12 protein-coding genes are annotated in these 13,098 nt (G+C 73.6%); 10 read left to right on the top strand and 2 right to left on the bottom strand.

The genetic code is table 11. The features are described from left to right. The first annotated feature begins 154 nt into the window (after positions 1 to 154). Genes ACFZCP_RS19420 through ACFZCP_RS19410 form a run of 3 tightly spaced genes read left to right on the top strand, consistent with a single transcriptional unit; the run spans position 155 to position 2,384 of the window. On the top strand, positions 155 to 1,231 hold the full coding sequence (locus ACFZCP_RS19420) for a nitronate monooxygenase (RefSeq protein WP_391428255.1): 1,077 nt from the start codon (positions 155 to 157) through the stop codon (positions 1,229 to 1,231). Beyond that, a complete protein-coding gene (locus tag ACFZCP_RS19415; RefSeq protein ID WP_391428254.1) occupies positions 1,228 to 1,974 on the top strand; it encodes a 16S rRNA (uracil(1498)-N(3))-methyltransferase in 747 nt (248 codons plus the stop codon). Before ACFZCP_RS19420 ends, ACFZCP_RS19415 begins: the two co-directional genes overlap by 4 nt. A gap of 17 nt (positions 1,975 to 1,991) precedes the next feature. Then, entirely contained in the window at positions 1,992 to 2,384 is a 393-nt protein-coding gene (locus ACFZCP_RS19410; RefSeq protein ID WP_391428253.1) for a VOC family protein, read from the top strand. On the opposite strand, the gene ACFZCP_RS19405 is transcribed toward ACFZCP_RS19410, so the two are convergent. Next, positions 2,326 to 2,718, bottom strand: coding sequence for a hypothetical protein (locus ACFZCP_RS19405; protein WP_391428252.1), 393 nt, complete (start codon positions 2,716 to 2,718; stop codon positions 2,326 to 2,328). The genes ACFZCP_RS19410 and ACFZCP_RS19405 overlap by 59 nt on opposite strands. A 100-nt stretch (positions 2,719 to 2,818) precedes the next feature. Between ACFZCP_RS19405 and ACFZCP_RS19400 the strand changes: the two genes are divergently transcribed. From ACFZCP_RS19400 to ACFZCP_RS19380, 5 genes are all read left to right on the top strand, one after another. After that, the gene (locus tag ACFZCP_RS19400) at positions 2,819 to 3,382 is read left to right on the top strand and encodes a hypothetical protein (protein ID WP_391428251.1); all 564 of its coding nucleotides are present in this window, start codon (positions 2,819 to 2,821) and stop codon (positions 3,380 to 3,382) included. A gap of 117 nt (positions 3,383 to 3,499) precedes the next feature. Further along, the gene (locus tag ACFZCP_RS19395; protein WP_391428326.1) at positions 3,500 to 6,646 is read left to right on the top strand and encodes a S41 family peptidase; all 3,147 of its coding nucleotides are present in this window, start codon (positions 3,500 to 3,502) and stop codon (positions 6,644 to 6,646) included. Positions 6,647 to 6,770: 124 nt separating this feature from the next. Further along, complete coding sequence (locus tag ACFZCP_RS19390; protein ID WP_391428250.1) at positions 6,771 to 7,124, top strand: HIT domain-containing protein; 354 nt, start codon at positions 6,771 to 6,773, stop codon at positions 7,122 to 7,124. 6 nt (positions 7,125 to 7,130) lie between these two features. Next, positions 7,131 to 8,036, top strand: a complete 906-nt coding sequence (locus ACFZCP_RS19385; RefSeq protein ID WP_391428249.1) for a ribonuclease Z — start codon at positions 7,131 to 7,133, stop codon at positions 8,034 to 8,036. Between the two features lie 35 nt (positions 8,037 to 8,071). Then, complete coding sequence (locus tag ACFZCP_RS19380; RefSeq protein WP_391428248.1) at positions 8,072 to 9,064, top strand: adenosine deaminase; 993 nt, start codon at positions 8,072 to 8,074, stop codon at positions 9,062 to 9,064. On the opposite strand, the gene ACFZCP_RS19375 is transcribed toward ACFZCP_RS19380, so the two are convergent. Then, entirely contained in the window at positions 9,028 to 10,293 is a 1,266-nt protein-coding gene (locus tag ACFZCP_RS19375; protein WP_391428247.1) for an MFS transporter, read from the bottom strand. The two genes, ACFZCP_RS19380 and ACFZCP_RS19375, sit on opposite strands and share 37 nt — an antisense overlap. Before the next feature lie 536 nt (positions 10,294 to 10,829). On the opposite strand from ACFZCP_RS19375, the gene ACFZCP_RS19370 reads away from it, so the two are divergent. Both ACFZCP_RS19370 and ACFZCP_RS19365 read left to right on the top strand, forming a co-directional pair. Beyond that, positions 10,830 to 11,726 carry a 5-dehydro-4-deoxyglucarate dehydratase gene (locus tag ACFZCP_RS19370; RefSeq protein ID WP_391428325.1) on the top strand — a complete coding sequence of 299 codons (897 nt, stop codon included), beginning with the start codon at positions 10,830 to 10,832 and terminating at the stop codon, positions 11,724 to 11,726. Further along, complete coding sequence (locus tag ACFZCP_RS19365) at positions 11,723 to 13,012, top strand: enolase C-terminal domain-like protein (protein ID WP_391428246.1); 1,290 nt, start codon at positions 11,723 to 11,725, stop codon at positions 13,010 to 13,012. The genes ACFZCP_RS19370 and ACFZCP_RS19365 overlap by 4 nt, the downstream gene beginning before the upstream one ends. Positions 13,013 to 13,098 lie beyond the last annotated feature (86 nt).

Genomic DNA, 13,098 nt, shown 5'->3' with positions numbered 1-13,098 from the left:
CCCGGTCGGCAGGGGCTGTTCTCCCGGCCGAAGGACGCGTTCGACGGGCGCTGAGGAGCCGTCCGCGGGGTGCTCCGGCACCCCGTATGCCGATGGCCTATGCCGTGGGAAGCCCCGATTCGGACTTGTTCAGTGGACGTGACAACATGCCGTCATGTCCTCCCCGCTGACCGGTCTCGTCCCCCACCCGATCGTGCAGGCACCCATGGCGGGCGGCGTCTCCGTCCCGCAGCTCGCCGCCGCCGTCTCCGAGGCCGGCGGTCTCGGGTTCCTCGCCGCCGGATACAAGACCGCCGACGGCATGTATCAGGAGATCAAGCAGTTGCGGGGCCTCACGAGCCGGCCCTTCGGCGTGAACGTGCTCATGCCCCAGCCCGAGTACGCCGAGTCGGGTGCCGTCGAGGTCTACGCCCACCAGCTGGCCGGTGAGGCCGCCTGGTACGAGACCGAGCTGGGGGACCCCGACAGCGGCCGGGACGACGGCTACGACGCCAAACTCGCCGTGCTGCTCGACAACCCGGTGCCGGTGGTCTCCTTCCACTTCGGCGTCCCGGGCCGCGAGGTCATCGACTCCCTGCGCCGCGCCGGAACCCTCACCCTGGTCACCGCCACCACCGCCGAGGAGGCCCGCGCGGTCGAGCAGGCGGGGGCCGACGCGGTGATCGCACAGGGCGTGGAGGCCGGCGGCCACCAGGGCACCCACCGGGACGTCCCGGACAGCGACGGCTCCGGCACGGGCCTGCTCGCGCTGATCGCGCAGATCCGGGAGACCGTGGGCATCCCGGTCGTCGCCGCCGGCGGCATCATGCGGGGCAGCCAGATCGCCGCCGTCCTCGCCGCGGGCGCGAGCGCGGCCCAGCTGGGCACGGCGTTCCTCGCCACCCCCGAGTCCGGCGCCGCCGCCGTGCACAAACAGGCGCTCACCGACCCCCTGTTCGTGCGTACCGCGCTGACCCGCGCCTTCTCCGGCCGCCCGGCCCGCGGCCTGGTCAACCGCTTCCTGCGCGAACACGGCCCCTACGCCCCCCCGGCCTACCCCGAGATCCACCACCTGACCTCGCCGCTGCGCAAGGCCGCCGCCAAGGCCGGGGACGCGCAGGGCATGGCCCTGTGGGCGGGACAGGGGCACCGGCTGGCCCGGGAGCTTCCGGCCGGCCGGCTGGTGGAGGTACTGGCGGGCGAACTCGCCGACGCCCGGACAGCGTTGTCGGCCGGGGGTGATGCGCGATGACGGCCCCGGTCTTCGTCGTCGATCACCTCTCCCCGGACGGCGACCGCTACGTCCTGGAGGGGCCCGAGGGGCGGCACGCCGTCTCCGTGAAGCGGCTGCAGCCCGGCGAGGAGGTCGTCCTCACCGACGGCGCCGGGCGCTACGCGGTGTGCGAGGTGACCGGCACCGAGGGCAAGGACCGGCTGATCGTCCACATGTCCTCGGTCTCCGAGGAGCCGGAGCCCGCCCCGCGCATCACCGTCGTCCAGGCCCTGCCGAAGGGCGACCGGGGCGAAGTCGCCGTCGAGACCATGACCGAGGTCGGCGTCGACGCGATCGTGCCCTGGCAGGCGGCCCGCTGCATCACCCAGTGGAAGGGCGACCGCGGGCTGAAGGCCCTCGGCAAGTGGCGGGCCACCGCCCGCGAGGCCGGCAAGCAGTCCCGCCGCGTCCGCTTCCCCGAGGTCGCGGACGCAGCGACGACCAAGCAGGTTGCCGCGCTTCTGGCCAAAGCGGACTTCGCCGCGGTCCTGCACTCCGACTTCGAGCACGGCAGCACCCCGCTCGCCACCGCCGAACTCCCCGCCGAGGGCGAGATCGTGCTGGTCGTCGGGCCCGAAGGCGGTGTCTCCCGGGACGAGCTGGCACTCTTCGAGGAGGCGGGCGCACGGGCCTTCGTGCTCGGCCCCACCGTGTTGCGCACATCCACCGCCGGCACCGCCGCCGCGGCCCTGCTGCTGGGCCGCACCGGCCGCTGGTCCTGACACCAGGGGTGATCACCGTGGAACTCGCCCAAGTCCGGCTGCTCGTCACCGACTTCACCGCCTGCTACCGCTTCTACGCCGAAGTCCTCGGCCTCAAGCCGCAGTCCGGGGCGACCGAGGGCCCCTACGAGAAGTTCAGCCCGCACACCGGGTCTGCCGGGATCGCACTGCAGGACCGCGCGATGATGGCCGAAGTCCTGGGCGAGCTGGGCGAGAGCGCCTGCGGGCACCGCTCCCTGGTCGTCCTGCGCGTCGACGACCTCGACGCCTACTGCGCGCAGATCACCTCCCGCGGTGCCACCCTGCTGCACGGCCCCGCCCCTCTGACCGACCGCATGCGCGTGGCCCACCTCAAGGACCCGGAGGGCAATCTGGTGGAGCTTCAGGAGTGGCTTCTGCTGCGCGCCTGACGACGATGGCCGGCAGCAGCTCCCAGCCGTCCACGTCACCGGCCGCGAGCCCGCGCAGCAGCACCTCGTCCACGAAGGCGCGTACGACACGGGGCTCGTGCAGATTGACCGAGCGTCCCTGCTCGTCGACCACGAGCCCGGAGTGGGCGTAGCCCCCGTCGGCGACCACGCGGCCGGGCCCGCCCCGGAAGACCACCCGCACCACCACCCCGTTCCGGGACAGCGTCAGCACCTCCTGGCAGGGCCCTTCGCGGGCGTGCCGGTGCCGGACGGTCCACCGCCACTCGTCCCCCTCGCCCACGACCAGCCGCCGGATCCTGCGTTCACCGCGCATCGAACCAGCGTACGGGCCGGCAGGGGCGGAGCGCAGGTTCAAGTCACGTGGCCGTTTCGGGTCTACCGCCCGGTCCGGTGCCGGTGGGACGCTGCCGTGCATGGGGCCTTTGAAGCGCAGTGGGCAGCGGACGCGGCGGGCGCGCGGGACTCGGGTGGCGGCCGGGGCAGGGCTCGCGGTGGTGGCCCTCGGCACCGTGGTGGCCTGCGACCCGGGCGGACTCAACTCGGCCACGGTCGCGTACACCACCGACCGGACCGCGACGGACGCACTCAAACACCATGACGTGAGCGTGAGTTGGCTCACCTGCACCGGGCACTCCGACGACGGCTCCGGGAAGACCGGTGCCCCGTCGGCGACGAAGACCGTCGTCTCCGTCGACTGCCAGGGGCAGACCACGGACAAGCGCAGGATCACCGTCACCGGCAGGGTGACCCGGGCCGTCGACGGGGCCTGTGTGCGCGGGGACCTGACGGCCAAGGTCGGGGGCAGGCAGGTGTTCCACGTCAGCGGGCTCGGCAACTGCGACGCCGCGCCCCACGTGACGTACAAGCCGCCCTCCCCCTACCACCCCACCCACCGGCAGCCCGGACCCACCGTCACCGTCACCCGGACCATCTGGTGCAAGGGCGATCCCACTTGCTGGCCCGTGCAGGGCAAGTGATCAAAACGGGAGCGCGGACGGGCCGCCGCTGCGTAAGGTGACGGGGTGACTCAGGGCGCTTCGACGGGATCCGCGGCATCTTCCGGCTATCTCCGATTCCCGCATCTGCAGGGCGACTTGGTGACCTTCGTCGCCGAGGACGACGTATGGCTCGCGCCCCTCGACGGCGGCCGGGCCTGGCGGGTCAGTGCCGACAACATGCCGGCGACGCTGCCCCGGATCTCGCCCGACGGCACGGCCCTCGCCTGGACCTCCACCCGGGACGGCGCACCCGAGGTGCATCTCGCCCCGGTGGCGGGCGGCCCCGCCGAGCGGCTGACCCACTGGGGCGACCGGCGTACCGAGGTGCGCGGCTGGACCCCGGACGGGCAGGTGCTCGCGCTCAGCGCGCAGGGCCGCGCCAGCACCGACCGGACCTGGGCGCACACGGTCCCGCTCGACGGAGGGCCGGCCACCGTCCTGCCCTACGGTCCCGTCGGAGGCGTGGCGTTCGGGCCCGCCACCGTGCTGCTGTCCGCGCCGATGGGCCGGGAGGCCGCGCACTGGAAGCGCTACCGGGGCGGTACGGCCGGCAAGCTGTGGATCGACCGCGCCGGCGACGGAGCGTTCGAGCGGCTGCACGCGGACCTCGACGGGAACATCGAATGCCCGGTGTGGGCGGGGGACCGCATCGCCTTCCTCAGCGACCACGAGGGCACGGGCGCGCTGTACTCCTCGCTCGCCGACGGCTCCGACCTGCGCCGGCACACCCCGGTCGGCGGCTTCTACGCCCGGCACGCGGCCGGTGACGGCACCCGCGTCGTCTACAGCTCGGCCGGTGAACTGTGGCTGCTGGAGGACCTGGAGGACGCCGAGCCGCGCCGGCTGGAGGTGCGCCTGGGCGGGCCGCGGCTGGACCTGCGGCCGTATCCGGTGAACGCGGCGGGGTGGTTCGGCACCGCGGCGCCCGACCACACCGCGCGCGGGAGCGCCGTCAGCGTGCGCGGCGGCGTGCACTGGGTCACCCATCGCTCCGGGCCCGCCCGCGCCCTCGCGGCCACCCCCGGCGTCCGGGCCCGGCTGCCGCGCACCTTCCGGGCCGAGGGCGAGGAGTGGGTGGTGTGGGTGACGGACGCCGAGGGCGACGACGCCCTGGAGTTCGCCCCCGCGACCGGCCTCGCCCCGGGGACGACCGCGCGGCGGCTCGCCGCCGGCCGGCTCGGCCGGGTCCTGGAGCTGGCCGTGGCGCCCGACGGCAGCCGGGTCGCCGTCGCCGCGCACGACGGGCGGCTGCTGCTCGTCGAGCGGGAGAGCGGCGAGGTGCGCGAAGTGGACCGCAGCGGCGACGGCGAGGTCTCCGGCCTCGCCTTCTCCCCCGACTCCGGCTGGCTCGCCTGGGCCCACCCCGGGCCCCGCCCGCTGACCCAGCTGCGGATCGCCCACACCACCGACCTGTCGGTCACCGAGGCGACCCCGCTGCGCTTCCAGGACTACGCGCCCGCCTTCACCCTGGACGGCAAGCACCTCGCCTTCCTCTCCAACCGCGCCTTCGACCCGGTCTACGACGAGCACGTCTTCGATCTCGCGTTCGTGGTCGGCGCCCGCCCGCACCTGATCACCCTGGCGGCCACCACCCCCTCGCCCTTCGGACCGCAGCGGCATGGCCGCCCCTTCGAGGCACCCGACAAGGACGAGACCCCCGACAGCGAGGGCGCCCCCGTCACCCGCATCGACCTGGACGGCCTCGCCGACCGGATCGTGCCCTTCCCCGTCGAGGCCGGCCGCTACTCCGGCCTGCGCGCCGCCAAGGACGGCGTGCTCTGGCTGCGGCACCCCGTGCACGGCGTCCTCGGCGCCTCCCGCGCCCAGCCCGAGGACCCCGGCCCGCACTCCGATCTGGAACGCTACGACCTCGCCCAGCGCCGCCTGGAACACCTCGCCGCCGACGCCGACCACTTCGAGGTCAGCGGCGACGGAAAGCGGGTCCTGCTGTGGAGCGAGGGCCGGCTCCGGGTCGTGCCCAGCGACCGCCGCACCGGCTCCGACGACGACGGCGACAGCAGCGTCACCGTCGACCTCGCCCGCGTGAGGCAGACCGTCGAACCGGTGGCCGAGTGGCGGCAGATGTACGACGAGACCGGCCGCCTCATGCGCGACCACTTCTGGCGGCCCGACCTCTCCGGCGTCGACTGGGACGGCGTCCTGGACCGCTACCGCCCGCTGCTGGACCGCCTCGCCACCCACAGCGACCTCGTCGACCTGCTCTGGGAGGTGCACGGCGAACTCGGCACCTCGCACGCCTATGTCAGCCCGGCCGGCGGCGGGGGCGGCGGCCCGCGGCAGGGCCTGCTCGGCGCCGACATCTCCCGCCACGAGGACGGCGGCTGGCGCATCGACCGCATCCTCCCGGCGGAGACCTCCGACCCGGACGCCCGCTCCCCGCTCGCCGCACCCGGCGTCGCCGTACGCCCCGGGGACGCGATCGTCGCCGTCGCCGGCCATCCGGTCGACCCGGTGCGAGGCCCAGGACCGCTGCTCGTGGGCACGGCAGGACAGCCCGTCGAGCTGACCGTCGCACCTGCCGACGGGGGCGAGCCGCGGCACACGGTCGTCGTCCCGCTCGCCGACGAGGCGCCGCTGCGCTACCACGCCTGGGTCGCCGGCCGGCGCGCCCACGTCCACCGGGCCTCCGGTGGCCGGCTCGGCTACCTCCACGTCCCGGACATGCAGGCCCCCGGCTGGGCGCAGATCCACCGCGACCTGCGCGTCGAGGTGGCCCGGGAGGGACTCGTGGTCGACGTCCGGGCCAACCGCGGCGGGCACACCTCCCAGCTCGTGGTGGAGAAGCTCGCCCGCCGCATCATCGGCTGGGACGTCCCGCGCGGCATGCGGGCCACCAGCTATCCGCTGGACGCCCCGCGGGGCCCGGTCGTCGCCGTCACCAACGAGTTCTCCGGCTCCGACGGCGACATCGTCAACGCGGCGATCAAGGCCCTCGGCATCGGCCCGGTCGTCGGCACCCGCACCTGGGGCGGGGTGATCGGCATCGACAGCCGCTACCACCTGGTCGACGGCACGCTCATCACCCAGCCCAAGTACGCGATCTGGCTGGAGGGGTACGGCTGGGACGTGGAGAACCACGGGGTGGACCCGGACGTGGAGGTCGTCCAGCGACCGCAGGACTGGGCCGAGGGCAGGGACGCCCAACTGGACGAGGCCGTCCGGCTCGCCCTCGAAGCGCTGGAGTCGGTACCGGCGAAAACACCGCCGGGCCTGCCGACTTGAGGGACGCGGGGCCGTGCCGAGGTGCGGCCGCGCCGCGTGGGTGCGAGCGGCCACCGGCAGCCCGCACCCGAACGACTACGATGCCTCCTGAGTGATCACCGGCGAAAGAAGGAGGGCACAGGCGATGCCAGGCGAACCGCAGGACGACTGTCTGTTCTGCAAGATCGTCGCGGGCCAGATCCCGGCGACCGTCGTACGCGAGACCGAGACCACCGTGGCCTTCCGGGACATAAACCCCCAGGCGCCCACCCACATTCTGGTGATTCCCAAGGCCCACTACAAGAACGCCGCCGAGCTGGCCGCGGCCGCGCCGGCGCTCGCCGCCGACGTGCTCGTCGAGACCCGGGCCGTGGCCGACGAGGAAAAGCTGGAGAGCTACCGGATCGTCTTCAACACCGGCAGCGGCGCCGGCCAGACCGTCTGGCACGCCCACGCGCACGTCCTCGGCGGCCGCGGCATGGAATGGCCCCCGGGATAAACCGCCATGTCCGTCCGTGAATTGGTGGTCCTCGGCACCGCCAGCCAGGTCCCGACCCGGCACCGCAACCACAACGGCTACCTGCTGCGCTGGGACGGCGAGGGCATCCTGTTCGACCCCGGCGAGGGTACCCAGCGGCAGATGCTGCGCGCCGGGGTCGCCGCCCACGACCTGAACCGGATCTGCATCACGCACTTCCACGGCGACCACTCCCTCGGCCTCGCCGGAGTCATCCAGCGGATCAACCTCGACCAGGTCCCGCACGAGGTCACCGCGCACTACCCGCACTCCGGGCAGCGCTTCTTCGACCGGCTGCGGTACGCCACCGCCTACCGGGAGACGGTCCGCCTCACCCAGGCGCCGGTCGCCGCGGACGGCCCCCTCGCGCGGACGGCGTCGTACACCCTGGAGGCCCGTAGGCTCTCCCACCCCGTCGAGTCCTACGGCTACCGGCTGACCGAACCCGACGGGCGCCGTATGCTGCCCGGCCGGCTCGCCGCGCACGGGATCAAGGGGCCGGACGTCGGCCGCATCCAGCGCGAGGGGCGGCTCGGGGACGTCACGCTGGACGACGTCAGCGAGGTGCGGCGCGGACAGCGGTTCGCGTTCGTCATGGACACCCGGCTGTGCGAGGGGGTGCATGCGCTCGCCGAGGGCTGCGACCTGCTGGTCATCGAGTCCACGTTCCTCGACGAGGACGTCACGCTCGCCGAGGACCACGGCCATCTGACGGCCGGTCAGGCGGCGGCCGCCGCACGGGACGCCGGGGTGCGCCACCTCGTCCTCACCCACTTCAGCCAGCGCTACGCGGACCCGGAGGAGTTCGAGCGGCAGGCGCGTGCCGCCGGTTTCGAGGGGGAGCTGACCGTGGCGCACGACCTGCAGCGGGTGCCGGTCCCCAAGCGTCGCTGAAAGGGCAGGTGGGAGGGGGGTCGTACGATGCTTCGATGCCCCTCCCGAAAGCAGAACTGCACCTCCACGTCGAAGGCACCCTGGAGCCCGAGCTGGCGTTCGAGCTGGCTGCGCGCAACGGCGTCGAGCTGCCCTACGCCGACACCGACGAGCTGCGCAAGGCGTACCAGTTCGAGGACCTGCAGTCCTTCCTGAACCTGTACTACGAGCTGATGGCCGTCCTGCGCACCGAGCAGGACTTCGCCGATCTGGCCGACGCCTACCTCGCCCGCGCGGCCGCGCAGGGCGTGCGGCACGCGGAGATCTTCTTCGACCCGCAGGCCCATCTGGCCCGGGGCGTGAGCATGGGCACGGTCGTGGAGGGGCTGTGGCGGGCGCTGGGCCGCAGCGAGCAGAACCACGGCGTCTCCACCCGGCTCATCATGTGCTTCCTGCGCGACGAGTCCGCCGAGTCGGCGCTCGGGACGCTTCAGGCGGCCCGGCCGTACCTGGACCGGATCACCGGCATCGGCCTCGACTCGGCCGAGGTCGGGCACCCGCCGGTGAAGTTCCGGGAGGTGTACGAGGCCGCGGCCGGGCTCGGGCTGCGGCGCGTGGCGCACGCCGGGGAGGAAGGGCCGCCGGAGTACATCACCGAGGCGCTGGACGTGCTCGGTGTGGAGCGCGTCGACCACGGGCTGCGCTGCATGGAGGACCCGGCGCTGGTCGAGCGGCTGGTCCGGGACCGCATCCCGCTGACCCTGTGCCCGCTGTCCAACGTCCGGCTGCGGGCGGTGGACGTCCTCGCGGACCATCCCCTGCCGGCGATGCTGGAGGCGGGCCTGCTGTGCACGGTCAACTCCGACGACCCGGCCTACTTCGGCGGGTACGTCGCCGACAACTACCACGCCGTGCGCGACACCCTCGGGCTGAGCCGGGAGCAGATGCGGGAGCTGGCCCGCAACTCCTTCCGTGCCTCGTTCCTGGAGGACGACGAGGAGCGGCGGGCCCGCTACCTCGCCGAGGTGGACGCGTACGAGTTCGGGTAGGCGGTGTCGTAGGTGTCCCGGGCGGGCACGGCGGGCGAGCCCACCTGGATCTCCACGACCGACAGCGGCTGCCGGCCCGCCCGCAGGGCCACCACCGTCATCGGTACGGCCACCGCCAGCAGGCCTGCCGCCAGGGCCTCGCCCATGGCCGGGAAGCCGGCCTGCGCGGCCAGCAGGCTCCCGGTCAGCGGGCCGGCCGCCGTGCCCAGTGAGGACGCCGAGCCGACGAACACCGCCCAGCGGCCCCGCGGGTCGAGGGAGGCGGCGAGACCGATGACGTACGACAGCACGACGGGGTAGAGCAGGTTCCAGGCGATCTCGCCCCCGGCGAAGGACCGCAGGTCCGTCGCCGACCCGCTGAGCGCGATACAGCCCGCGATGAGCGCCGTACCCGCGCCGATCGGCACCGCCCGGCCCAGCCGGGGGCCGAGTGCTCCGGCGCCCACGACCCCGACCAGGCCGGCCCCGAGCGCGACCGCGAACACCGCCCCGACGCTGACCTCGGTGAGGTGGGCCTGGCCGAGTCCGATGCGGCCGCTGACCCCCCACAGGGAGTTCTGGGCCAGGGACCAACAGGGCATGGCGGCGGCCAGCAGCAGGCCGTGCCGCAGGTGGGGGAGCCTGCCGTGGCCGGCGTGGGTGCGGGCCGCGGCGGTGCGGTCGGGCAGGCGGCCGGTGAGCGGCCACACCGCGAGTGCGGTCAGGGCGAGCGCGGCCAGCGGCTGGCCGTGACCGGGACCGAGGCGGGGGATCGTCAGGTAGAGGGCGCCCGCGAGGGCGGAGACCCCGAGCAGGCCGAGGGTGGTGACCCGCTGCGGGTCGTTCCCCCAGGATCTCGCCGTCGTCGGGGCCGAGGGTGCCTGCAGGGCGGCGATGCCGCCGGCGGCGACCGCGGTGACCGTGCCGGACCCGAACCCGCCGGCGAGCGCGCCCGCGACGACCAGCGGGACGGCCCCGGTCAGGGCGGCGCTGCCGTAGCCGAGCACGGCGAGTGCGAGCCCGAGCCGGGCGAGGGTGCGCAGGCCGATCCGCTCGACCCGGGAGGCCAGCAGGAAGCCGGCCAGGGCCGAACTCAGCAGCAGCGCACTGCCGATGGCCCCGGCCTGGGTGGCGGTGAGCGGAAGCCCGGTGTCGAGCCGGCCGACGGTGGTCGGCAGCAGGTACGGGGCGAGATACCCGGCCGTGAAAAGGGCGACGAGGGGCCAGGGACGGGAGTGGGGGGCGGACACGGGCGTTCCCAGGGCATGCGAAAGGAGCGGCGGCTCGGAGAGGGGGGAGGGAGCGACGACCGTCGACGGACAGGAACGCGCGAGCAAGTTGTATCAAGCACGCGGTTCGAGAAGAAGGCCGATTCGAGTGATCCGGGTCACTGTTGTGTTTGTGATCGACAAGCCGGGGTAAGAGAGGCCGCTCGCCGGGCGGTTGGCCTGGAGCGGGCCGGATGCGCTATGGTTGATCACGTCGCGGTCGCCGGAACTTCCGGTGGCGGACCGCGCGTTGGTGGTCCAAGGAAAGACGCCCCGCTTCCTGTGGGGAGATGCAGGTGCAAGGCCTGCCCGGCGCTCCGATCGAGCCCCATTCCGCTCTGTGCGGGATGGGGCTCTTTTTTGTTTCCCTTCACCGTCCCGTCCGCGGGCCCCATTGACGGCCCACCGTTCGTGTATCTAGCCTCTGTTCTCATACATGGACGACATTCATAAGGGGAGATGTGCACGTGGGCGGCGATCCGAGTCCTGAGGGTGTGGCGCGGCGGCTGCGGGAGGGCATGGCGCACGGCGTGCTGTCCTTCCCGCTGACCGCCTTCTGCGACGACGGCTCCCTCGACCCCGACGGCTTCAGGGCCCATGTCGCCGAGCGGCTCGCCGCCGCGCCCGGGGCCGTTTTCCCGGCCTGCGGCACCGGCGAGTTCTTCTCGCTGGACGAGGACGAGTACCGGCAGGTCGTCTCCATCGCCGTCCAGGAGGCGGCCGGGAGCGTGCCCGTGGTGGCCGGCACCGGATACGGCTGGGCGCAGGCCGCCCGGTTCGCGCGGATCGCCGAGGAGGCCGGCGCCGACGCCCTGCTCGTGCTGCCGCACTACCTGGTCGCCGCCCCGCAGGACGGCCTCGCCGCCCAGCTGGAACAGCTCGCCGCCCGCACCCGGCTGCCGCTCGTCGCCTACCAGCGCGGCCAGGTCGCCTACGACGTGGCCGCGGTGCGGCGCATCGCGCGCATCCCGAACGTCATCGGCCTCAAGGACGGCCACAGCGACCTCGACCGCCTCCAGCGCCTGACCCTCGCCGCCCCCGAGGACTTCCTCTTCTTCAACGGCGCCGCCACCGCCGAGATCCAGGCCCGCGCCTACGCCACCGTCGGCGTCCCCGCCTACTCCTCCGCGGTGCACGCCTTCGCCCCCGAGATCGCGTGCGCCTTCTTCGCCGCCCTGCAACGCGGCGACCACGGCAGGACCGAGAAACTGCTGCGCGCCTTCTACGTCCCCTTCGTCGAACTCCGCGACCGCACACCCGGGTACGCGGTGTCGCTGGTGAAGGCGGCGGCCCGGCTGCGCGGGCGCCGCGTCGGCCCCGTCCGCGCCCCGCTCACCGACCCCTCGCCCGCGGACCTCGCCGACCTCAAGGCCCTCCTCGCCGCCGGACTCGACCTCGTAGGAGCCTCCCTGTGACCCGTGACCTGACCGTCGCCGAGGTGCGGCTGACGCCGATCCTGGTCGCCGACCGGCCCCTGCTCAACGCCCAGGGCGTGCACCAGCCGTACACCCCCCGGCTGATCGTGGAGGTCGTGACGGCCGACGGGATCACCGGCCTCGGCGAGACCTACGGCGACACCAAGTACCTGGAGCTGGCCCGCCCGCTCGCCGACCATCTCACCGGACGCTCGGTCATGGATGTGAACAGTCTGTTCTCAATGGACCTCGCCGTCGACGACAGCCGGGTCCGGGGCGCCGTGGACGCCGGCGGGCTGCGCGGGGTACAGAGCGCCGACAAACTGCGGCTGTCCGTGCAGTCCGCCTTCGAGGTGGCCTGCCTGGACGCCCAGGGCAGGGCGCTCGGACTGCCGGTGCACGCCCTGCTCGGCGGCAGGCTGCGCGACGAGGTCGAGTACAGCGCCTACCTCTTCTACAAGTGGGCCGGCCACCCCGAGGGCGTCGCGTCCGAGCCGGACGACTGGGGCGCCGCCCTCGACCCGGCCTCGGTCGTCGCCCAGGCGCGCAGGTTCAAGGAGCGCTACGGGTTCACCTCCTTCAAGCTCAAGGGCGGCGTCTTCCCACCCGAGGAGGAGATCGCGGCCGTCCGCGCCCTCGCCGAGGCCTTCCCCGGGCACCCGCTGCGGCTCGACCCCAACGGGGCCTGGTCCGTCGGGACCTCGCTGAAGGTGGCGAAGGAGCTCGGTGACGTCCTGGAGTACCTGGAGGACCCGACGCTCGGCACCCCCGCGATGGCCGAGGTGGCCGCCGCCACGGACACCCCGCTCGCCACCAACATGTGCGTGACCGCCTTCGGGGAGATCAAGGAGGCGTTCACCAAGGACGCCGTTCAGGTGGTCCTCTCCGACCACCACTACTGGGGCGGACTGCGCAACACCCAGCACCTGGCCGCGATCTGCGCCGCCTTCGGCGTCGGGGTGTCCATGCACTCCAACACCCACCTCGGCATCAGCCTCGCCGCGATGACCCAGGTGGCGTCCACCGTGCCGAACCTCCACCACGCCTGCGACTCCCACTACCCCTGGCAGCCGGAGGACGTCCTCACCGAGCGGCTCGCCTTCACGGGCGGCCGCGTCGCCGTCTCCGACGCACCCGGCCTCGGCGTCGAGCTCGACCGGGACGAACTGGCCCGGCTGCACCGGCGATGGGCCGAGGACGACGGCAGCCTGCGCGAGCGGGACGACGCCGCGGCGATGCGGGTGCGCGAACCGGGGTGGCGGACACCGGTGATGCCCCGCTGGTAGCACCGTTCCCGGTGCGAGGGGCCCGGCGCGCAGTGCGATGTGGTGCACACTGGCCAGACCCGCACCACGTCAGGGAGCGCACCGTG

Origin of the sequence: Streptomyces sp. NPDC007971, from assembly GCF_042958635.1 — a bacterium.
Taxonomy (GTDB): Bacteria; Actinomycetota; Actinomycetes; order Streptomycetales; family Streptomycetaceae; genus Streptomyces.
The sequence above is the reverse complement of the archived record's forward strand: the minus strand, read 5'-3'. Positions and strand labels throughout refer to the sequence as shown.